2 protein-coding genes are annotated in these 25,099 nt (G+C 75.1%); both read left to right on the top strand.

Annotation, left to right across the window (positions count from 1 at the left end):
• On the top strand, positions 1-10,151 hold a 10,151-nt coding region (locus NMK44_RS40905), incomplete at its 5' end, for a type I polyketide synthase (RefSeq protein WP_254753126.1).
• Between the two features lie 18 nt (positions 10,152-10,169).
• Complete coding sequence (locus NMK44_RS40910) at positions 10,170-25,061, top strand: type I polyketide synthase (protein ID WP_254753128.1); 14,892 nt, start codon at positions 10,170-10,172, stop codon at positions 25,059-25,061.
• Positions 25,062-25,099: the final 38 nt, after the last annotated feature.

A 25,099-nucleotide genomic window follows, 5' to 3' on the forward strand; every position in this document is an offset into this window, starting at 1 on the left:
CCTCGCATTGTGCGCAGGTGGAGCGGATCGAGGACGAACTGTGCTCGGCGTTGGAGGGGGTCACGGCGAAGAGCGGTGATGTTCCGTTGTTCTCCTCGGTGACGGGTGGCTGGCTGGACACCTCGTTGATGGATGGTGGCTATTGGTATGCGAATCTGCGGAGTCCGGTGGGTTTCGAACCTGCGGTGCGTGCGCTGCTGGATGAGGGCTTCGGTGCGTTCGTCGAGGTGAGTCCGCATCCAGTCCTGACCGCCGCCGTACAGGAGACGGTTGACGCATCGGGTGCGGAGGCGCTGGCCACGGGGACGTTGCGCCGTGGCGAGGGCGGTATGGAGCGGATGCTGCTGTCGCTGGGCGAGGCGTATGTCCGTGGTGTCCCGGTGGACTGGACGCCCGCCTTCGAGAAGTCGGGTGCCCGGCGGGTTGAACTCCCCACCTATCCGTTCCAGCGGGAGCGGTTCTGGATCGACACGGCCGCCCCTGGCACCCCGGTGTCCGGCTCCGCCGGGGACGACCTGTGGGAAACACTCGCCCGCACCGACCCGGCCCGGCTCGCCGAAACCCTGCACGTCACCCCGCAGGCGCTGCGGGAGGTGTTGCCCGCGCTCAGCTCCTGGCGCTCCGAACGGGCCGCGGTACGCCGCGCCGACTCCTGGCGTCACCATGTGGGCTGGCAGCCGCTGGCCCTGCCGCCCGCCGACGCGCCGCCCGGCCACTGGCTGGCCGTCTGCCCTGGTGGCGACATCTCACAGGACGTGGTGGCGGGCCTGGTCGCCATCGGTCTCGACCTGACCGTGGTGACCGTCGGCGGTCCCGGCGAAGACCGCGCGTCGCTGGCAGCCGTTCTCACCGCCGGAGCCGCCGGAGCCGCCGGAGCCGCCGCACGGCCGGTCACCGGCGTACTGTCCCTGCTGGCCGATGAACTCCGCCCGCACCCCGGCCATTCCGATCTGCCCGGTGGGGTCGCGCTCACCCTCGCGCTCATCCAGGCCCTGGGCGACGCCGGGATCGACGCCCCGCTGTGGTGCCTCACCCGTGGCGCCGCCGTCCTCGGTGCGGGGGAGCGGCCGGGGCCCACCGCCCACGCGGCCGTCGCCGGGCTGGGGCGTACCGCGGCGCTGGAACACCCCGACCGCTGGGGTGGGTTGATCGACCTCCCGCTGGCCTCCGACGAGCGGACACTGCGGCGGCTGTGCGCCGTACTGGCCTCCGTCACCGACGAGGACCAGGTCGCGGTACGGCCGACCGGTGTGCACGGCCGACGGCTCCTGCTCGCGCCCGCGTCCCGGAACACCGCCCTCCCGGCCGGGGACGCGCTGGGACGCGGCACGGTGCTGATCACCGGTGGCACCGGAGGTGTCGCCGCGCATGTGGCGCGGTGGCTCGCCGGGCCGGACGGGCCGCATCTGCTCCTCGTCAGCCGGCGCGGCCCGGACGCGCCCGGAGCGACCGCGCTGCGGAGGGAACTGGAGGAGCTCGGGGCGGCGGTGACGATCGCCGCGTGCGATGTCGCCGACCCGGTCCGGACGGCGGAACTCCTCGGTGCCCTGCCCCGGGAACGTCCGCTCACCGCCGTCGTCCACGCCGCGGGCGTCCTGGACGACGGCACACTGGACACCCTCACCCCCGAGCGGACGGCCGCAAGCCTCCGCGCCAAACTCACCGCGGCCCGTGTGCTCCACGAGGCCACGGCGGGACACCGGCTCTCGGCGTTCGTCGTCTTCACCTCCGTCATGGGTGTCGTGGGCAACGCGGGGCAGGGCAACTACGCTGCGGCCAACGCGGCGCTGGAATCCCTGATCGCCACGCGGCGCGCCGAAGGACTGCCCGGCACCGCCATCGCCTGGGGCGCCTGGGCAGCCGGAGAGGGGATGCTGCGGGACGGGGTGGCCGACCGGCTCCGGGACCGGGGGCTGCCCTCCATGGCCCCGGAGGCCGCCGTCACCGCGATCGGTCGGGCCCTGGCCGAGGACGACGCGCTGGTGGTGGTCGCCGATGCCGACTGGGAGCGGTACGCCACGGTCGCCGCCCTCCGCGCCACGGCGCTGCTGAGCGCGGTCCGCGCCGGGGACGGCGGCCCGGGCGACGGCGGCGGTCCCGGCACCCGTTCCGGTGCGCTGTGCGACCAGCTCGTCGAGGTGCCCGCCACCGAACGGGCCCGGTATGTCCTCGATTTGGTGCGCGCCCACACGGCGGCCGTGCTGCGGCACGCCGACCCCGGCGCCATCCGCCCCGAGCTGGCCTTCTCCGCCATGGGGTTCGACTCGCTGACCGCCGTCGAACTGCGCAACCGGCTGTCCGCGGCCACCGCCTTACGGCTGCCCGCCACCGTCCTCTTCGACCGGCCGACACCCGAACTCCTCGCCACCCACCTGCTGCACGAGGCCGCGGTCGGTCCCGGCGCGTACGAGGCCGCCACCCCCGGCCCGGTGGCGGCCGCCACCGCCACGCGCGAAGACCCCATCGCGATCGTCGGCATGGGCTGCCGGCTCCCCGGTGGCGTACGGAACCCCGACGACCTGTGGCGTCTGCTCGCCGAGGGCGGGGACGCCGTGACCGAGTGGCCCGCGGACCGCGGATGGGACGCGGCCGCGCTCTACGACCCCGACCCCGACCACACCGGGACCACCTACTGCACCCGGGGCGGATTCCTGGACGACATCGCCGGATTCGACGCCGATTTCTTCGGGATCTCCCCGCGCGAGGCCCTCGCCATGGACCCGCAGCAGCGGCTGCTCCTCGAAACGGCGTGGGAGGCGGTGGAGAACGCGGGGCAGGACCCGCTCGCGCTGCGCGGGGGCGCCGTCGGTGTGTTCATCGGCACCAACGGCCAGGACTACACCGGTCTCGCCGGTGACGCCCCCGAGGTGTCCGAGGGCCATCTGCTCACCGGGACCACCGCCAGTGTGCTGTCCGGCCGCCTCTCCTACGTCCTTGGACTGCGCGGTCCCGCCCTCACCGTGGACACGGCCTGCTCCTCGTCGCTCGTCGCGCTGCACCTGGCCGCACAGGCGCTGCGGCGCGGCGACTGCGACCGCGCGTTCGCCGGAGGCGTGACGGTGATGAGCACCCCCCGGCTCTTCGTCGAGTTCAGCCGTCAGCGCGGACTGGCCGCCGACGGGCGCTGCAAGGCGTTCGGCGCGGGCGCGGACGGCACGGGCTGGGGCGAGGGCGCCGGTGTGGTCTTCCTCGAACGCCTCTCCGACGCCCGCCGCCACGGACACCGTGTGCTCGCGCTGATCAGCGGCAGCGCGGTCAACCAGGACGGCGCGAGCAACGGGCTCACCGCTCCCAGCGGCCCCGCCCAGGAGCAGGTCGTCCGCGCCGCGCTGGCCGACGCCGGTCTCCGCCCCGAGCAGGTGGATGCCGTCGAAGCACACGGCACGGGTACCGCTCTGGGCGATCCCATCGAGGCCCAGGCGCTCCAGAGCGTGCACGGACACCGGCCCGCCGGGCGCCCGTTGTGGCTGGGGTCGGTGAAGTCCAACATCGGGCACACCCAGGCCGCCGCCGGGGTGGCCGGAGTGATGAAGATGGTGCTCGCGCTCGGCGCCGGTGAACTGCCCGGCACGCTCCACGCCGATGAGCCGAACCCGCACGTCGACTGGTCCGCGGCCGACGTACGCCCCCTGACCGTCCGTACCCCCTGGCCCGACACCGGGGCACCGCGCCGCGCGGGAGTCTCCTCCTTCGGTATCAGCGGCACCAACGCCCATGTGATTCTCGAACAGGCGCCGGACACCGGTTGCCACACCACCGCGCCGGACACCCGACCCGCCACCGGGGCCGCTCTTCCGCTGCTGCTCTCCGCCCACGGCCCGCGCGCCCTGCGGGACCAGGCCGCGCGGCTGCGCGCGTATCTCATGGAACAGGACACCGGCGACGGCCACCACATGGCGGACGTGGCGACCGCGCTGGCCACCGGCCGCGCCGCGCTCGGCCACCGGGCCGCGGTCCTCGCCCACGACCGGACCGCCGTCCTCAACGCCTTGGACGCCCTGGCCGCGGGGAGCTCGCACGGGCGCCTGGTCACCGGTGCCGTCGGCGCTCCCGGCCGCATTGCGTTCCTCTTCCCCGGCCAGGGCAGCCAGCGTGCGGGTGCCGGTGCCGGGCTCTACACCGCCGAACCCGCCTTCGCCGACGCGCTCGACGATGTCCTCACCCACCTCGCCCCGCATCTGGACGTGCCGCTGCGCGACATCATGTTCGCCGCCCCGGACACGGACGAGGCGGCGTCACTGCACCGCACCGGCCGCACCCAACCGGCCCTCTTCGCCCTCGAAGTGGCGCTGTTCCGGCTGATGGAGCACCGGGGGGTACGCCCCGACCTGCTGATCGGACACTCCATCGGCGAACTGGCCGCCGCCCACGCGGCCGGGGTGCTCAGCCTGCCCGACGCCTGCGCGCTGGTAGCTGCCCGCGCCCGGCTGATGGACGCGCTGCCCGGGGACGGCACCATGGCGGCGCTGGAGGCCGACGAGGACGACGTGGCCGCGGCCATCGCCGCCCTCCCGGCGGACGGTGGCGCCGTCTCGATCGCCGCCCTCAACGCCCCTCGCTCCACCGTGGTCTCCGGCGACCGGGCGGCGGTGCTTCGGCTGGTCGAGGACTATCGCGCGCAGGGCCGCCGCACCAAGGAGCTGACGGTCAGCCACGCCTTCCACTCCGCCCACATGGACGCGATGCTGGACGACTTCCGGCAGGTGGCCGAGAGCCTGATCTACGCCGAGCCGCGCATCCCGGTGATCTCCAACCTCACCGGGGAGCGGGCCACCGCCGGCGAACTGTGCGACCCGGACTACTGGGTCCGCCATGTCCGCGGCACCGTGCGTTTCCTCGACGGGGCCCGCCGCCTGCTCACCGAGGGAACCACGAGCTGCCTCGAACTCGGTCCGGGCGGTGTCCTGTGCGGTCTCGTGGAGGAGTCCGGGGCGGCCACCGCCGGCTGCCGCGCCCTGCCGCTGCTCCGCGACGGGCGGACCGAACCCGAATCGCTCACGGCCGCGCTCGCGGGGCTGCACGTCCGGGGTGTGCCCGTCGACTGGTCCATGGCCTGCCACCCGGCGGCGCGCCATGTCGACCTGCCCACCTATCCGTTCCAGCGCCGGCGGTTCTGGCCCGCGCTCCCCACCGCGCGGCCCCTCGGCGCGGGGGAGGACTGGACCTACCGCGTCGGCTGGTGCCCTCTGACCGCCGCCTCCGCACCCCGGCTGGACGGGACCTGGCTGCTCGTGGTGTCCGCCGCCGGCCGGCCCTCCCTCACCGAGCCCTGCCGGAGCGCGCTGACCGAGCACGGCGCCGAGGTGAGCGTGCTGACCGTCCCCGAGGACACCGACCGCGCCGGGCTCGCCGCGCTGATCCCCACCGGGATCACCGGAGTGCTCTCCCTGCTCGCTCCCGCCACCGGACCCGAAGCCACCCTGCTGCTCGTCCAGGCCCTCGGTGACGCCGGATCACCCGCCCCGCTGTGGTGCGCCACGACCGGCGCCGTGGCCCCCGGGAGCGGGGGACCGGACCGTCCGGAGCAGGCTCAGGTGTGGGGCCTCGGACGAGTGGCCGCATTGGAACACCCGGACCGCTGGGGCGGTTTGGTCGATCTGCCCGAGCGGCCCGGTGCCATCGCGCTCCACCGGCTGTGCGCCGTACTGGCCGGGGAGGTCCGCGCCGAGGGGAGCGACCGTGCCGCGACGGGCGTTCCCGCCGAGGACCAGGTGGCCATCGGTCCGGACGGCACCCTCCACGGCCGTCGCCTCCGTAGGGCGCCGCACCACCAGGTGGACGTACCGCGGGACGCGGACACCTGGACCCCGCGCGGGACCGTGCTCATCACCGGCGGTACCGGTGGACTCGGCGCCCAGGTGGCCCGTTCCCTGGCGCGACGCGGTGCGGAGCACCTGGTGCTGACGAGCCGTCGCGGCCCGGACACCCCGGGCGCCGCGGACCTCGCCGCCGAACTGACCGCGGCCGGTACCCGTACCACGGTGCTGTCCTGCGATGTCGCGGACCGGGTCGCGCTGGAGTCCGCACTGGACCGGCTGACGGCCGCCGGTGACACCGTACGGGCGGTCTTCCACGCCGCCGGAGTCACCTCGCACACCAAGGTCGTGGACCACGACCCCGCCCGGTTCGCCGAGGAGACGGCGGCCAAGGTACGCGGCGCCGCGCACCTCGACTCCCTGCTCGGGAACGACCTCGACGCCTTCGTGCTCTTCTCCTCGGTCTCCGCCACCTGGGGCAGCGGCGGACAGGCAGGGTACGCCGCCGCCAACGCCTATCTGGACGCCCTCGCCGCACACCGACACGCCCGTGGCCGCACCGCCCTCTCCATCGCCTGGGGGCCCTGGGCGGGGGCGGGCATGGCCCAAGGAGAGACCGGAGCGGCCCTCCACCGCCACGGCCTGGTGTCGATGGCACCGCACACGGCGCTCGCTGCCCTCCACCGACTGCTGGACGCGGGCGAGCCCGACGCCGTGGTCGCACACGTCGACTGGGCACGCTTCGCCCCGGCGTTCCGCTCCGGCCGGGACAGCGCGCTGCTGAGCGAACTGCCCGAGGCGGTCCCCGCCGAGCCCGTCGCCGACGACACCGACACCGCCGCCCCGTGGCGCGCCCGGCTCGGCGGACTGCCCGGGGCCGAGCGGCGGCGCGCCCTCACCGACCTCGTACGCGCGGAAGCCGCGGCGGCGCTCGGACACGACACCGCCGCCACCATCGACACCGAACGCCCCTTCCAGTCCCTCGGATTCGACTCGCTCACCGCTGTCGAACTCCGCAACCGGCTGACCGCGGCGACCGGTCTGGCCCTGCCCGCGAGCACCGTGTTCGACCACCCCACGGCCGCCGCGCTCGCCGGCCATCTGCACGCCGAACTGACCGGCACCGTCCCCGCACCGCGCCCCGTGGAGGTCACCGCGGCGGCCCCGGACGAACCGCTGGCCGTCGTCGGCATGGCCTGCCGCTTCCCCGGGGGCGTCCGCGGCCCCGAGGACCTGTGGGACCTCGTCACCAGCGAGACCGACGCCATCGGCCCGCTGCCCACCGACCGTGGCTGGGACATCGAGGCGCTCTACGACGCCGATCCCGAACGGCCGGGCACCTTCTACACCAGCGGCGGTGGCTTCCTCGACGGCGCCGGGGACTTCGACGCCGCGTTCTTCGGGATCTCCCCGCGCGAGGCACTGGCCATGGACCCCCAGCAGAGGCTGCTCCTGGAGACCTCGTGGGAGGCGCTGGAGCGCGCGGGCATCGACCCCCGCTCGGTGCGCGGCACCCCCGGCGGTGTCTATCTCGGCCTCGCCTCCCAGGGATACGGCACCGGACCGCGGGATCCCGCGGCCGACGTCGAAGGCCACCTGCTCAGCGGCACGGTGACGAGCGTCGCCTCCGGGCGCGTCGCCTACACCCTCGGTATCGAGGGCCCGGCCGTCACCGTGGAGACCGCCTGTTCGTCCTCCCTGGTCGCCCTGCACCTCGCCGGACAGGCCCTGCGTGCGGGGGAGTGTTCGTTCGCCCTCGTCGGAGGAGCCGCCGTGATGGCGTCCCCCGATGTTTTCGTCGAGTTCAGCAGACAGCGCGGACTGTCCCCGGACGGCCGCTGCCGCTCTTTCGCGCGGACCGCCGACGGCACCGGATGGGGAGAGGGCGTCGGTGTCCTCGTCGTCGAACGGCTCTCCGACGCACGGCGCCACGGCCACCCCGTCCTCGCCGTCGTCCGCGGCACGGCCGTCAACCAGGACGGTGCCAGCAACGGGCTGACCGCCCCCAGCGGCCCCGCGCAGCAGCGGGTCCTGCGCCGTGCCCTCACCGCCGCCGGACTCACCGGCGCCGAGGTCGACCTCGTCGAGGCTCACGGCACCGGCACCACCCTCGGGGACCCCATCGAGGCCCAGGCACTGCTGGCCGTCTACGGCCAGGACCGGCCGGACGACCGGCCGTTGTGGCTCGGATCGCTCAAGTCCAACATCGGCCACACCCAGGCCGCCGCGGGCGTGGCGGGCGTCATCAAGACGGTGCTGGCCCTGCGCCACGGCCTGCTGCCGCGCACCCTCCACGTGGACGCCCCGTCGGACCGGGTGGACTGGTCCACCGGCGCGGTGCGGCTGCTCACCGAGGCCCGCCCCTGGGAGGACACCGGCCGTCCGCGCCGGGCCGGGGTCTCGTCGTTCGGTATGAGCGGTACCAACGCCCACGCCCTCCTCGAACAGGCCCCGGCGGAAGCGCCGGACACTCCCACCGACCCCGGAACGGGCGGAGCCGTGGCCCTGCCGCTCTCCGCTGCCTCGCCCGCCGCGCTGCGCGCCCAGGCCCGGCGGCTGCACACCCACACCACCGAGCGGCCCGAACTGCCCCTCGCCGCCGTCGCCCACGCCCTCACCACCACCCGTACCGCGTTCCCGCACCGGGCCGCGGTCACCGGGACCGCGCGCGAGGACGTCCTGACCGCGCTCGCGGCGCTGGCCGACGGGGCGCCCGCCCCGGGCACCGTCACGGGCCTGGAGCGGAAGGACGCCAGGACCGTCCTCGTCTTCCCCGGGCAGGGCCCGCAGTGGACCGGGATGGCACACCGGCTGCTGGACGAGTCGCCGGTGTTCGCGGAGCACCTCACCGCCTGTGCCGACGCCCTCGCCCCGCACACCGCGTGGTCCCTGCTCGACGTCCTGCGCGGCGCGCCCGGCGCCCCGCCCCAGGACCGGGTGGACGTGGTGCAGCCGGTGCTGTTCGCGGTGATGGTGTCCCTGGCCGGGCTGTGGCGCTCCCACGGTGTCGTACCGGACGCCGTCGTCGGCCACTCCCAGGGGGAGATCGCCGCCGCCTGTGTGGCCGGGGCCCTCACCCTCGACGACGCCGCCCGTGTCGTGGCGCTGCGCAGCCGGGCGTTGCTGCGACTCGCGGGCGGGGGAGGGATGGCCGCGCTCGCCGTGTCCGCGGACCGGGCACGGGCGCTGCTGGCGCCCTACGGCGAACGGCTCCACATCGCCGCGGTCAACGGCCCGGACGCCGTGGTCATCGCCGGTGAGTCCGACGCGCTCACCGGACTGCTCGCGGACTGCGGGCGTGAGGGGGTCCGGGCCCGGCGGATCCCCGTCGACTACGCCGCCCACTCGCCCCATGTGGCCGAGGTCGCCAAGGAACTCCGCGCCGCCCTGGCCCCGGTGCGGCCCCGTCCCGCCGACATCCCGCTGTACTCCACCGTGACGGCGGACACCGTCGACGGCGAGGCCCTGGATGCCGCGTACTGGTACCGCAACCTGCGCGCGCCCGTGGAGTTCGCCCAGGCCACCGAACGGCTGCTGAACGCCGGTCATGAGCTGTTCATCGAGGTCAGCCCGCATCCGGTGCTGACCGCCGCGGTCGAGGCGACGGCCGAGCGGGCCGAACGGCCCGCGGTGGCCGTGGGGACGCTCCGCCGCGACGACGGCGGCCCCGACCGGATGCTGGCCGCCGTCGCCGAAGCCTGGACACACGGAGCGCCGGTGGACTGGGCCACCGCCCTGCCCCGGTCCGCGACCGCCCGTCCGCCCCTGCCCACCTACGCCTTCCAGCACGAGCGCTACTGGCTGCCCACCCCGGGGCGGTACGGAACCGCCACCCCGGCCCCCGCCGCGGCGGCACCGGTGCCCGGCCCGCGCGGCGAGGACGATCTCGCCGCCCGGCTGGCCCCGTTGGACTCCACGGACCGCCGCCGCACGGTGCTCAGCCTGGTCACCGCGCACGCCGCGGCCGTCCTCGGACACACCGACGGAGCGGCGGTACCGCCCGGACAGCCCTTCACAGCAGTCGGCTTCGACTCGATGCTCGCCGTGACGTTCCGCAACCGCCTCTGCGAGGCGACCGGACTGCGCATTCCGCCGACCGCCGTCTTCGACCACCCCACCCCCGGCGCGCTCGCCGACCACCTGACCGGGCTGCTGTGCGCGCCCCGGGAACCGGACCGCCCGGTCCTGGCCCAACTGGACCTGCTGGGCCGGGCCCTCGCCACCGCCGGACCGGACACCCCCGGCGCCGACGAGATCGCCACCCGGCTGCGGGACCTGCTGCGCACCTGGAGCGAACGGGTGCCACCGGACCCGGAGGAGTCCGGCACCGGCACGGTCGCCACCGCGACCGCCGACGAACTCTTCGAACTGCTCGACAACAACTTCGGGGCCTGAAGGGGAGCCGAGACACCTATGCACGACAACGACAAGCTCCTCGAATACCTCAGGCGCGCCACCGCCGACCTGGGAGACGCCAGGCGACGGCTGCGCGAGGCCGAGGACGCCCGGCACGATCCCATCGCCATCGTGTCCATGAGCTGCCGCTACCCCGGTGGCGTCGACTCCCCGGAGCGGCTGTGGCGGCTCCTGGACGAGGAGACCGACGCCATCACCACCTGGCCCGTCGGCCGCGGCTGGGACACCGAGGCGCTCTACCACCCGGACCCCGACCACCCGGGCACCTCCTTCACCCGGCACGGCGGATTCCTGCACGACGCGGGCGACTTCGACGCGGACTTCTTCGGCATCTCGCCCCGTGAAGCCCTCGCCATGGACCCGCAGCAGCGCCTCGTACTGGAAACCGCGTGGGAGGCGGTCGAGCGGGCCGCCATCGATCCCACCGCACTGCGCGGCAGCAGGACCGGTGTGTTCATCGGCGCCATGCGCAACGACTACGGCAGCGGATCGCGCCACCTCCCCGAACTCCAGGGCCTCCTGGACACCGGGACGGCCGCCAGCGTGGTCTCCGGCCGGGTGGCATACACCCTCGGCCTGGAGGGTCCGGCGATCACCGTCGACACCGCGTGCTCCTCGTCGCTGGTCGCCCTGCACCTCGCCGTCCGCTCACTGCGCTCCGGGGAGTGCGCGCTGGCACTGGCGGGCGGTGTGGCGGTCATGGCCACCCCCGACGCGTTCGTCGCCTTCAGCCGTCAGCGGGCCCTGTCGGCGGACGCGCGCTGCAAGGCGTTCGCGGCCGCGGCGGACGGCACCGGCTGGTCCGAGGGCGCCGGGGTGCTGGTCCTGGAACGGCTGGCCGACGCCCGCCGCAACGGCCACCGGGTCCTGGCCGTCATCCGGGGCTCGGCCGTCAACCAGGACGGCGCCAGCAATGGGCTGACCGCGCCCAGCGGCCCCGCCCAGCAGCGGGTCATCACCGAGGCGCTCGCCGACGCCCGGCTCGCCCCCGGCGACGTCGACGCGGTGGAGGCCCACGGCACCGGCACCCGTCTCGGCGACCCCATCGAGGCGCAGGCCCTCCTGGCCGCCTACGGTCAGGACCGGCCGGAGGACCGGCCGCTGTGGATCGGCTCACTGAAGTCCAACATCGGCCACACCTCGGGCGCCGCGGGCGTCGGCGGCGTCATCAAGATGGTGATGGCCCTGCGCCACCGGCGGCTGCCGCGAACCCTCCACGTCGACCGGCCGACCCCCTTCGTCGAGTGGTCCGAGGGCCAGGTACGGGTGCTCACCGAGGCCCGTCCCTGGGCGGACGCCGGCCGTCCGCGCCGGGCGGGGGTGTCCGCGTTCGGCGTGAGCGGCACCAACGCGCATCTCGTCCTCGAAGAGGACACCGAGGCCCCGGAGCCGGTGGCCGGGGACGCCCCCGCCGGTCCGTTGCCGTGGGTGGTCTCCGCACCCACCGAGGACGCCCTGCGCGCCCAGGCCGCGTCCCTGCTCGCACACCTCCAGGACACGGCGACGTACCCGGCCGGGGACATGGCGGCGGAGGCCGGGCGCATCGGCCGCGCGCTGGCGACCACCCGCGCCGCGTTCGAGCACCGCGCCGCCGTCGTGGCCGGGGACCGGGACGGTTTCACCACCGCCCTGGCCGCCCTCGCCGACGGGACCCCCTCGCCCCGCGTCGTGCGCGGCAGGGCCGGGGCCACGGGCAAGACCGTGTTCGTGTTTCCCGGTCAGGGGTCGCAGTGGGCGGGGATGGCGGTGGAACTGCTCGATGCCGCGCCGGTGTTCGCGGGGCGGATGGCGGAGTGTGAGCGTGCGCTGTCGCCGTATGTGGAGTGGTCGTTGGAGGCGGTGCTGCGGGGCGGCGAGGGTGCGCCGTCGCTGGACCGGGTGGATGTGGTCCAGCCGGTGCTGTTCGCGGTGATGGTGTCGTTGGCGGAGTTGTGGCGTTCGTATGGTGTGGTGCCGGATGCGGTGGTGGGGCATTCGCAGGGGGAGATCGCGGCGGCGTGTGTGGCCGGGGCGCTCACCTTGGAGGACGCGGCGAGGGTGGTGGCTCTGCGCAGCGAGGCGCTGGCCGCACTCGCCGGGCGCGGCGGAATGGCATCCGTCCCGCTGTCCGCACCCGATCTGGGTCCGTATCTGGAGCCGTGGGGTGAGCGGTTGTCGGTGGCCGCGGTCAACGGCCCGTCGAGCACCGTGCTGTCGGGTGACGCCGAGGCCGTCCACGGGATCGTGGAGCAGCTCGTCGCCCGCGACATCACGGCCCGGGTCGTCCCCGTGGACTACGCCTCGCACTCCGCGCAGGTCGAGGAGATCCGGGACACCCTGCTGACCTCGCTGGCCGGTGTCACCCCCGTCGCGGCGGCGGTGCCGTTCTACTCGACCGTCGACGCCACCTGGTGTGACACCAGCACGCTGGACGCCGCCTACTGGTACCGCAATCTGCGCGAACCTGTGCGCTTCGAGGAAGCCGTCCGCGGACTGCTGGACCAGGGCTACGGCTTCTTCGTCGAGACCAGCGCCCATCCGGTGCTCACCATCGGTGTCGAGCAGACCGTCGAGGCCGCCGCCCCGGAGCACCCGGTCGCCGTCCTCGCCACCCTCCGCCGGGACGAGGGCGGGCCCGACCGCTTCCTGCTCGCCCTCGCCCAGGCCCATATCCGTGGTCTCTCACCCGACTGGACACGGGTGTTCGACGGCCACGGCCCGTCCGCCGATCTGCCCACTTACGCGTTCACCCGGCGCCGCTACTGGCTGGAGCACACCACCCCCGCCGAAAGCGTCCCGGCCCCGGCGATGGATCCCGAGGAGGACCGGTTCTGGGAAGCCGTCCGCACCGGAGATCTGCCGCGGCTGACCGCGACCCTCGGCGTCGGCCCCGACGAACCCCTCAGCGCCGTGCTGCCCGCGCTGGCCACCTGGCGGGAGCGGCACGCCGAACTGGCCACGGTCGACTCATGGCGCTACCGGCTCATCTGGCAACCCCTGCCCGACCCGGCCGTGTCCCGGCTGTCCGGCAACTGGCTCGTCTTGCTGCCCGCCGCGCTCACCGATGACCCGCGGACGGCCGCCTGCGTCCAGGCGCTCGAAGACGCCGGAGCCGCCGTGGTGACCGTCGCCCTCGAACACACCGACACCGCGCCGGGGCCGCTGGCCGCCAAGCTCACCGACGCCCTCACCACCGCCGGGGCGTCGCCCGCGGGCATCCTGTCGCTGCTGGCCACCGATGAACGGCCGCATCCGGACCATCCGTCGGTGCCGGTCGGCACCGCCCTGGGCCTCGCCCTCGTCCAGGCGCTCCAGGAGGCCGGGCTGTCCGCCCCGTTGTGGTGGGCAACGCGCGGCGCGGTGTCCGTCGGCGCGGCCGACGCCCCTGTCAGCCCGGCCCAGCACACCAGTTGGGGGCTGGGCAGGGTGGCCGCCCTGGAGTACCCGCGCGACTGGGGCGGACTGGTCGATCTGCCCCCGGAGTTCGATCGCCGCACCGCCGCCCGGTTCACCGGTGTGCTCGCCGGACGCGGCGACGAGGACCAGGTGGCCGTACGCGAGACGGGCGTCCTCGCCCGCAGGCTCGTCCCCGCCCCGCTGGACGGCGCGCAGCCGCCGCGGTCATGGACCCCGCGCGGCACCACACTGATCACCGGTGGCACCGGTGGCCTCGGCGCGTACGTCGCCCGCTGGCTCGCCCGCAACGGTGCCGAACACCTCGTCCTGGTCAGCCGGCGCGGACCCGAGGCACCGGGGGCGGCCGAGCTCCGCGAGGAGCTGACCGCGCTGGGCGCCCGCACCACCGTGGCGTCCTGCGACATCACCGACCGAGACGCGCTGTCGGCGCTGGTGTCGGGTCTGGAGGCGGACGGCTGCCGGATCCGCTCGGTCATGCACGCCGCGGGCGGCGGCTCACTCGTCCCGCTCGCCGACACCTGTCTCGAGGAGTTCGCCGACACCCTGAGCGCCAAGGTGGGCGGCGCGGCGCATCTGGACGCCCTCTTCGACCGGGACGACCTCGACGCCTTCGTCCTGTTCTCCTCCATCTCCGGGGTCTGGGGCAGTGCGATCCACGGCGCCTACGCCGCCGCCAACGCCTACCTGGACGGGCTCGCCGAGAACCGCCGGGCCCGCGGTCTGGCCGCCACCTCCGTGGTGTGGGGCATCTGGAGTCCCGAGAACGGCGCCGGTATGGCCGCCAACCTGGTCGAGGAACAACTGCGGGCCCAGGGCGTCGTCTTCATGCCGCCCGCCACCTGTGTGACCGCCCTCGGCCAGGTGCTGGACCACGACGAGACCCTGGTCCTGGTCGCCGACATCGACTGGAGCCGCTTCGCCCCGGTGTTCACCACCGGCCGCCCCAGCCCGCTCATCAGCGGGGTGCCCGCGGCCCGTGCCGCGCTGGAGCCCGCCGCCGCCACCGCGGCGGACGGCGCCGACGGCGATCCGGCCGCAGCGCCGCTGCGCGCCCGGCTGCGCGAACTGCCCGACGCCGAGGGCGAACGCGTGCTGGACGACCTCGTCCGCGCCGAGACCGCCGGGGTACTCGGACATGACTCGGCCGACGCGATCGCCTCCGACCGCGCCTTCCGCGACCTCGGCTTCGACTCGCTCACCGCCGTGGAGATGCGCAACCGGCTCGCCACCGCCACCGGGCTCACCCTTCCCGTCACCCTGGTCTTCGACCACACCTCGCCCACCGCCCTCGCCCGCCACCTGCGGGATGAACTCCTCGGCGAGCGGACCGCGTCGCCGGTACCGACGGCGCCTCCGCTGCCCCGCGCCGCCACGGCGGATGACGACCCGGTCGTCATCGTCGCCATGAGCTGCCGCTACCCCGGCGGTGTCGACACCCCCGACGCCCTGTGGCGGCTCGTCGCCGACGGCCGTGACGCGGTCGCCGAACTCCCCGCCGACCGCGGCTGGGACCTCGACGCGCTCTACGACGCCGATCCCGAACGGCCCGGCACCAGCTACGCGGCCACCGGTGGCTTCGTCTACGACGCCGGACGGTTCGACGCGGGTTTCTTCGGCATCTCGCCCCGTGAGGCCCTCGCCATGGACCCGCAGCAGCGGCTGTTGCTGGAGACCTCCTGGGAGGCACTGGAGCGGGGCGGGATCGACCCCGCCACCCTGCGCGGCAGCCGCACCGGCATCTTCGCCGGTGCCGCCTACCAGGGGTACGGCGGCAGTATGCGGGACGTCCCCGATGAACTCGAGGGGCTCTTCGTCGCGGGCATCTCCACCAGTGTCCTGTCCGGCCGGGTCGCGTACACCCTGGGCCTGGAGGGCCCCGCGGTGACCGTGGACACGGCCTGCTCCTCCTCGCTCGTCGCCGTCCACCTCGCCGCCCAGGCCCTCCGCCGCGGCGAATGCGCACTGGCCCTGGCCGGTGGCGCCACCGTCATCGGCACCCCGCTGACGTTCACCGGCTTCAGCCGCCAGCGCGGACTGGCCCCCGACGGCCGCTGCAAGTCCTTCGCGGCCTCCGCCGACGGGTTCGGCATGGCCGAGGGCGTCGGACTGCTGCTGCTGGAGCGGCTCAGCGACGCGCGCCGCAACGGCCATCCGGTGCTCGCCGTCCTGCGCGGCTCCGCCGTCAACCAGGACGGTGCCAGTAACGGGCTGACCGCGCCCAGCGGCCTCGCCCAGCAGCGCGTCATCGCCGAGGCGCTCGCCGACGCCGGACTCAGCGCCGCCGACGTCGACGCGGTGGAGGCCCACGGCACCGGCACCACGCTCGGTGACCCCATCGAGGCCCAGGCCATCCTGGCCACCTACGGCCAGGGCCGCCCCGCCGAACGGCCGCTGCTGCTCGGCTCGCTGAAGTCCAACATCGGCCACAGCCAGGCCGCCGCCGGTGTCGCGGGCGTGATGAAGATGGTGCTCGCCATGCGGCACGGGGAGCTCCCCGCCACCCTGCACGTGGACGAGCCCACCCCGAACGTCGACTGGTCGGCCGGTGAGGTGCGACTGCTGACCGAGGCCGCTCCATGGCCCGAGGACGGCCACCCCCGGCGTGCCGGAGTGTCCTCCTTCGGCCTGAGCGGCACCAACGCCCATGTCATCGTGGAACAGCCGCCCGCCGGACCGCGGGTGCAACAGCCCGGCCCCGCGGTCCGGGCGACCTGTGTGCCCTGGGTGCTGTACGGGCGCGGCGCCGACGCCGTCCGCGACCAGGCAGTGCGGCTGCGCGCCCACCTCGCCGGGCGGCCGGAGCCGGCACCCGCCGACATCGGCCGTTCCCTGGCCACCACCCGCACCGCCTTCGAGCACCGGGCCGCCGTCGTCGGCGACGACCGGGAGACACTCCTCGCCGGACTCGACGCGCTGATCGACGGGCGGACCGGTGAGGGGGCCGTCCGCGGCACCGCGGTCCGGGACCCGCGCCCGGTGTTCGTCTTCCCCGGCCAGGGCTCCCAGTGGGCCGGTATGGCCGGTGAACTCCTCGACACCTCAGCGGTGTTCGCCGAAGCCATCGCCGCCTGTGCCGACGCCCTCGCCCCGCACCTCGACTGGTCCCTCCTCGACGTCCTGCGCGAAGCGCCCGGCGCCCCGCCGCTGGACCGGGTCGACGTCGTCCAGCCGGTCCTGTTCGCCGTCATGGTGTCCCTGGCCGAGGTGTGGCGCGCCCACGGTGTCGAGCCCGCGGCCGTCGTGGGCCACTCCCAGGGCGAGATCGCCGCGGCCCATGTGGCCGGAGCCCTCACACTTCAGGACGCCGCCCGTGTGGTGGCCCTGCGCAGCAAGGAACTGCGGGCCCTGATCGGCCGTGGCGGCATGCTCTACATCCCGCTGCCGCAGCGGGACGTGGAGGAGCGGCTCGCCCCTTGGACCGGACGGCTGAGCGTGGCCGCCGTCAACGGCCCCACCACCGTGACCGTCTCCGGCGACCCCGCGTCGCTCGAGGAACTCCACACCCGGCTCGCCGACGACGGGGTCCTGTGCTGGCCCATCCCCGGAGTCGACTTCGCCGGACACTCCCCGCAGATCGAGGAGGTCCGCGGGGAACTCCTCACCGCCCTCGGCGGGATCACCCCACGCGCCTCCCGCGTCCCCTTCTACTCGACCGTGACCGGCGGCATGCTCGACACCGCCGCCCTCGACGCCGCGTACTGGTACCGCAACCTGCGGCAGCCGGTGCTCTTCCACGCGGCCGTCGAAGCCCTCGTCACCGCCGGACACCGGCTGTTCGTCGAGACCAGCACCCACCCCGCCCTCACCGTCTGGCTCCAGGAGTCCCTGGAGGCGGCCGGCGGGTCCGGCGGCGCGGTCGGCACCCTGCACCGCGGTGAGGGCGGCCGCAAGCGGTTCCTCACCTCCCTCGCCGAACTCCATGTGCTCGGCCACCCGGTGGACTGGGACACCGTCTTCGAGGGCACCGGAGCGCGCCCCTGCGAGCTGCCCACCTACGCCTTCCAGCGCGACCACTACTGGCTGGAGCCCGCCCCGCCCGCCGTGTCCGGCGCCGACGGGAACGACGCCGCGGGAGCCCGTCCGCGCTTCTGGGACGCCGTGGCGGACGGCGACCTCGACGCGCTCACCACGACCCTCGGCGTCGAGGACGACACGACCCGCGACGCGATGGGCACGGTCCTGCCCGCCCTCTCCCGGTGGCTGCTCGCCGACCGCGGCCGGACCACCCTCGACGGCTGGCGCTACCGCGTCACCTGGACCGCACTGCCCCAGGACCGAGACGCCCGCCTCGACGGCACCTGGTGGGTCGTCGTCCCCGCCGCCGGCCATCACCCCGCCCTCGCCGACTGCCTGACCGCCCTGCGCGACCACGGCGCCGCTCCCCGCCTCGTCGAACTCGGCCATGACACCGGGCGCACCGAGCTCGCCGCGCTGCTGCGCGGCCTCGCCGAGGAGGACCCCGTCGAGGGCGTGCTGTCGCTGCTCGCCCTGGCCGACGCCCCGCACAGCGCCGGGGCGCTGCTGCCCACCGGGCTGGCCCTCACCACCACCCTGCTCCAGGCGCTCGGCGACGCCGAGGTGCGCACCCCGCTGTGGTGCGCGACCCGCGGCGCCGTCGCCGTCGGCCGCTCCGACACCCTCGACGCCCCCCTCCAGGCCCTCACCTGGGGCCTCGGCGGTGTCGCGGCCGTCGAACACCCCGAACGCTGGGCGGGCCTCCTCGACCTCCCCGCCCGGCTCGACACCCGGGCCCGCGCCCGGCTCGCCGGAGTACTGGCCCGCCGGGACGGCGAGGACCAGCTCGCCCTCCGCGCCTCCGGGGTCTTCGCCCGGCGCCTCGTCCGCGCCACCCCCTCCCGCGACGCCGACGGCACGCCCTGGATTCCCGACGGCACCGTGCTCATCACCGGTGCGACCGGCCGCCTCGGCATCCGGCTGGCCCGCCGGCTCGCCCACCGCGGCACCGCACACCTCCTTCTGGTCAGCCGCCGCGGCCCCGACGCCCCCGAAGCCGACCGGCTGGCCGCCGAACTCACAGCTCTCGGAACCGAGTTCACCCTCGCCGCATGCGACACCGCGGACCGCGACGCCCTCGCCCGGCTCCTCGCCACCATCCCCGCGGACCGCCCGCTGCGCGCGGTGTTCCACGCCGCCGGAGTCCTCGACGACGGGGTGCTCGCCACCCTCACCCCCGAGCGCGCGGCCGCCGTCCTGCGTCCCAAGGCCGATGCCGCGCACCACCTCGACGAACTCACCCGGGACACCACCGGCCTCACGGCCTTCGTGATGTTCTCCTCGCTCGCCGGCACCCTCGGCGGCACCGGTCAGGGCAGCTACGCCGCCGCCAACGCCTACCTCGACGCCCTGGCCCGGGCGCGCCGCGACCGCGGACTGCCCGCCACCTCCGTGGCCTGGGGACTGTGGGGCGGCGACAGCCTCGCCGCGGGAGCGGTGGGCCGGCGGCTGGTCCGGGACGGACTGCCCGCCATGGACCCCGAACTCGCCCTCGACGCCCTGTGGCAGGCGCTCCAGGACGACGAGCCCCGGCTGACCGTCGCGGACATCGCCTGGGACCGCTTCACCCGCGCCTACACCGCGCTGCGTCCGAGCGCCGCCCTCAGCGAACTGCCCGACGCACGCCGCGCCCTCGCCGACGGCGCCTCGGGAGACGGTACCGAGGGGGAGGCGGACACCTTCGCCCGCCGACTGGCCGGGCTGTCCGCCACCGAGCGCGTCCGCCACCTCACCGACCTGGTGCGCACCCATGCCGCCGCCGTCCTCGGCCACGCCGACCCCGCCGCGATCGAACCGGAGCGGGCGTTCAAGGACATCGGTTTCGACTCGCTCACCGCGGTGGAGCTGCGCAACGGGCTGTCCCGGGCCACCGGGGTGCCGCTGCCGGTGACCCTGGTCTTCGACCACCCCACCACCGCGGCCCTGGTGGACCACCTCCACCGGGAACTCGCCGGTACGGGGGAGACGTCCGCCACGCCGCCGGCGGCCGCACCGGTCCCCGACGACGACCCCATCGCCATCGTCGCGATGAGCTGCCGCTTCCCCGGCGGCGTCCGCACCCCCGAGGAGTTCTGGCAGCTCCTCACCGACGGCAGGGACGCCATCGGTGAGTTCCCCGCCGACCGCGGCTGGGACCTGGCCGGACTCTACGACCCCGACCCCGGACGTGTCGGCCGGACCTACGCCCGCGAGGGCGGGTTCCTCTACGACGCCCACCACTTCGACCCCGCCTTCTTCGGCATCTCCCCCCGCGAGGCCCTGGCCATCGATCCGCAGCAGCGGCTGCTCCTGGAACTCGCCTGGGAGGCGTTCGAACGGGCAGGCGTGGACCCGCGGTCCGTCCGCGGCGGGGACGGCGGTGTCTTCGTCGGCTCCAGCTACCGCGACTACGGCTCCCGGGTCACCGAACCCTCCGAGGAGTTCGAGGGCTACCTGGGCATCGGCAGCGCGGGCAGTGTCGCCTCCGGCCGCATCGCCTACACCTTCGGCCTGGAGGGCCCCGCGGTGACGGTGGACACCGCCTGCTCCTCCTCGCTCGTCGCCGTCCACCTCGCCGCCCAGGCGCTGCGCGGCGGTGAGTGCTCCCTGGCACTCGCCGGAGGTGTCACCGTGATGGCGACACCGGGCGCGTTCGTCGAGTTCAGCCGTCAGCGCGGACTGGCCGCCGACGGACGCTGCAAGCCGTTCGCCGCCGCCGCGGACGGCACCGCCTGGGCCGAGGGCGCGGGTCTGGTGCTCCTGGAACGGCTGTCGGACGCGCGCCGCAACGGCCACCCCGTACTGGCCCTCGTACGCGGCTCGGCCGTCAACCAGGACGGCGCCAGCAACGGTCTCACCGCCCCCAACGGCCCGTCCCAGCAACGGGTCATCCGCCAGGCCCTGGCCGGTGCCGGACTGGCCCCGGAAGACGTCGACGCGGTGGAGGCCCACGGCACCGGCACCCGGCTGGGCGACCCGATCGAGGCTCAGGCGCTGCTCGCCACCTACGGTCAGGAGCGCCCCGCCGAACGGCCGCTGCTGCTCGGCTCGCTGAAGTCCAACATCGGCCACAGCCAGGCCGCCGCCGGTATCGCCGGGGTCATCAAGATGGTGCTGGCGATGCGCCACGGCTCCCTCCCGGCCACGCTGCACATCGACGCGCCCACCCCCTACGTGGACTGGTCGGCCGGGGCCGTGCGGCTGCTCACCGAGTCCACCGCCTGGCCCGACGGCGACCGTCCGCGCCGGGCCGGGGTGTCCTCCTTCGGCGTCAGCGGCACCAACGCACACACCATCCTGGAACAGGCTCCGGTAGCGCCCGCCGTGGCACCCCCGCCCACCACCGGCGCCGTCCTCCCCTGGCTGCTGTCGGCCCGCACCACCGAGGCCCTGCGCGTCCAGGCGGAACGGCTGCTGGCCGAGGTCGCCGGCGGGCCCGGACCGGACCCGGCCGACATCGGCCGGACGCTGGCCACCGGCCGTGGCGCCCTGACGTACCGGGCGGCCGTCGTCGGCGAGGACCATGCGCAACTCCTCGACGGGCTCAAGGCGCTCGCCGCTGCCGCGCCCCACCCGGGCGTCCTCACCGGCGTGTCCCGCACCGGTGGGAAGACCGCCTTCCTCTTCCCCGGACAGGGCAGTCAGCGGCCCGGGATGGGCGCCGCGCTCTACGCGGACTCTCCCGTGTTCGCCGACGCCTTCGACGAGGTGTGCGCGGCGTTCGACCCGCTCCTGGACCGGCCGCTGCGCGCGGTGGCGCACGCCGCCGCCGGCACCGAGGACGCCGCGCTGCTGAACACCACGGCCTTCACCCAGCCCGCGCTGTTCGCCGTGGGCGTGGCGCTGTACCGGCTGGTGGAGTCCTACGGGGTGCGGCCGGACTTCGTCACCGGCCACTCCATCGGCCAGCTCACCGCGGCCCATGTGGCCGGAGTGCTCTCCCTGCCGGACGCCGCCGCCCTGGTGGCCGCGCGCGGCAGGCTGATGCAGGCCCTGCCCGCCGGCGGTGCCATGGTCGCGCTGACCGTTCCCGAAGCGGAACTCCTGCCCCGGCTGGAGGGCCGCGAGGGGGAGATCGCGGTGGCCGCCGTCAACGGACCCGCCGCCACCGTCCTGTCCGGTGATGAACCGGCGGTGGCGGAGTTCGAGGCACACTGGCGGGCCGCGGGCCACAAGGCCAAACGGCTCACCGTCAGCCACGCCTTCCACTCTCCGCAGATGGACGCCGTCCTGGACGACTTCCGCGCCGTCGCCGAGCGGATCACCTTCCGCGCGCCGGAGATCCCCGTGGTCTGCGATCTGACCGGAGCCCTCGCGGATCCCGCCGAGCTCGCGTCCCCCGGCCACTGGGTCCGCCACATCCGCGGCACCGTGCGCTTCCTGGACGCCGTACGGACACTGGAGAACGAAGGGGTCACCGCCTTCGTGGAGCTGGGGCCCGACGGGGCGCTGACCGCCCTCGGCCAGGACTGTCTGACCGCCCCCGGTGACGGCACCGCCATGGTCGGTCTGCTGCGCAAGGACACGGCGGAGCCCGTCGCGGTCACCACCGCCCTGGCCCGGCTGCACGTCCACGGCGTACCCGTGGACTGGGAGCCGCTGTTCCGCGGCATCGGCACCGGCCACCCCGCCGATCTGCCCACCTATCCCTTCGAGCGCGCCCGCTACTGGCTCCCCGCCACCCCGCCCGCCGGTGATATGCCCGCCGCGGGTCTGCAACCGGCCGGGCACCCGCTGCTCGGCGCGGGCTCCCCGCTCGCCGACACCGGCGGTCACCTCTTCACCGGGCGGCTGTCGGTGGCCACCCAGCCCTGGCTGGCCGACCACGCGGTGTACGGCGGCGCCCTGTTCCCCGCCACCGCCTTCCTCGAACTGGCCGTGCACGCAGGGGACCGGGTGGGCTGCCCCGAGGTGGAGGAACTCACCCTGGAGGCGCCGCTGTCCCTGCCCGCCGACACCGCCGTGACCCTCCAGCTCACCGTCCAGCCGCCCGGCGGTGACGGAGGCCGTGCCTTCGCGGTCCACGCCCGGCCCGCCGACGCCGCCCCCGGCGACCCCTGGACCCGGCACGCAGGGGGCAGGCTGACCACCGGCGGACCGGCCGGCCCGGAGGTGTCCGGCGAGCTCACCGTCTGGCCGCCCGCCGGAGCGGAGCCCGTCGGCATCGACGGCCTCTACCAGCGCCTGGCAGACGGCGGGTTCGGCTACGGTCCGGCCTTCCAGGGGCTCTGCGCCGTCTGGCGCCTGGGCGACGAGGTGTACGCCGAGGCCCGGCTGCCCGAGGAGCACCGGGCGGACGCGGCGCACTACGGGCTCCACCCGGCGCTGCTGGACAGCGTGCTGCACTCGCTGGCGTTCGGCGTCCTCGACGGCAGCGAACAGGGCTGGCTGCCGTTCTCCTGGAGCGGGGTCCGGCTGTACGCGTCGGGAGCCACCGTCCTGCGGCTGCGGATGACGCCCGCCGGACCGGAATCGGTCGCCCTGGCCGTGGCCGACGCGACCGGTGCCCCGGTCGCCTCCGCACGCTCGCTCGTCCTCCGGCCGGTGTCGGCCGAGCGGGTCGGCGGTGCGCGCACCGGGACGCACCCGGACATGTTCCGCCTGGAGTGGCCGGCCCTCGCCCCCAGTCCCCTCCCGTCCGACGCCCCGGCCCTCCTGGGAGCGGATCCGCCCGGCTGGCTCACCACCGCCCTGACCCCGTGCGGGGTGTATCCGGACCTCGATGCCCTCGGAGCGGCGGTGGACGCGGGAGCCTCCGTTCCCCGCGTCGTCGTGACGGCCGTGGGCGCGGCGACGGCGGACGATCCGGCCGACGCCGTCCGCGATGCCACCGTCCGTACGCTCGCCCTGGTCCGGGCCTGGCTCGCCGATCCGCGCCATGAGCACGCCACGCTGGCCGTGGTGACCCGTGGCGGTGTGCCCACCGCTCCCGAGGACGACGTACCGGACCCGGCACACGCGGCGGTCTGGGGCCTGCTCCGGTCCGCACAGACCGAGAACCCCGGCCGCTTCGTCCTCCTCGACACCGACGACGACCCGGCCTCACACACCGCACTCGCCACCGCACTCGCCACCGGCGAACCGCAGATCGCGCTGCGCGCCGGAACGCCGCTCGCCGCCCGGCTGGCCCGGGTGCCCCGGTCCGTACCCGGCCGTGACACCCCATGGGACCCCGACGGCACCGTGCTGATCACCGGTGGCACCGGCGCCCTGGGCTCCCTGACCGCCCGCCACCTGGTCCGTACCCATGGGGTGCGCCATCTGGTGCTCACCAGCCGCAGCGGCCCCGCCGCCGACGGCGCGGACGCACTGTGTGCCGAACTGGCCTCCCTCGGGGCCGAGGTGGACATCGTTGCGTGCGACGCCGCCGACCGGCAGGCCCTGCGGAAGGTGCTGGGCTCCCTGCCCCGTCCGCTGACCGGGGTGGTGCACACCGCCGGTGTCATCGAGGACGGTGTCGTCGCCGATATGACGCCCGAGCAGCTCGATCGGGTGCTGCGTCCCAAGGCCGACGCCGCGGTGAACCTGGATGAGCTGACCGACGAGCTGGGGCTCGACCCGTCCGCGTTCATCCTCTTCTCCTCCATCGCCGGTGTCTTCGGCGGGATGGGTCAGGCCAACTACGCCGCGGCCAACGCCTTCCTGGACGCGCTCGCCCACCGGCGCCGCGCCCGGGGTCTCGCGGCCACCTCGCTGGCCTGGGGCCTGTGGGCGGGCACCGGCGGGATGACCGGCCATCTGACCGACGCCGACCTCGCCCGTATCGCCCGCGGCGGCATCGTCGCCTTCACCCCCGACGAGGGGCTCGCCCTCTTCGACGCGGCCACCGCTCTGGACGCCCCGGTGCTTCTGCCCCTGCGGCTGGATGTGGGGGCCATCGCGGCACAGAACGCGGCCGAGGACATCCCGGCCTTCCTGCGCGGCCTGGTGCGGCCCCCCGCCCGCCGCGCCGCCTCGGGCGAGGACACCGCAGTGGACGGCGCCGACGCCCTCCAGCGGCGGCTGACCGGTCTGAGCGCCCCGCAGCGCGACCGCGTCCTCACCGACCTGGTCCGCGGCCATGCGGCCCTGGTCCTCGGCTTCGCCGACCCGGCCGCCGTGGACACCGAACAGCCCCTGCTGGACCTCGGTTTCGACTCGCTGACCGCGGTGGAACTGCGCAACCGGCTGCGCACCGCCACCGGTCTGGCCCTGCCCGCCACCCTGCTGTTCGACCACCCGACGGCCCGAGCGGTCGCCCGCCACCTGGACACCGAACTCGGCCCGGTGTCCGGCGCACCGGACCCGGCGGCGCTGGCCGGACTCGACCGGCTGGAGGCCGCGCTCCGTGACGGCGCCACCGACGAGGACACCCGGGCCGCCCTGGCCGACCGGCTCCAGAGCCTCCTGAAGAGCCTGCTCCCGGACACCGGGCCCGGCGACGACGTCGAACAGCGGATGGACTCCGCCACCGATGACGAACTCTTCGACTTCCTCGACAACGAACTGGGCACACCGTGACACCGCCGACGGTCCGCCGAAGGACACCCTCCCCTCGA

Source organism: Streptomyces cucumeris (assembly GCF_024295805.1).
Classification (GTDB): Bacteria; Actinomycetota; Actinomycetes; order Streptomycetales; family Streptomycetaceae; genus Streptomyces; species Streptomyces cucumeris.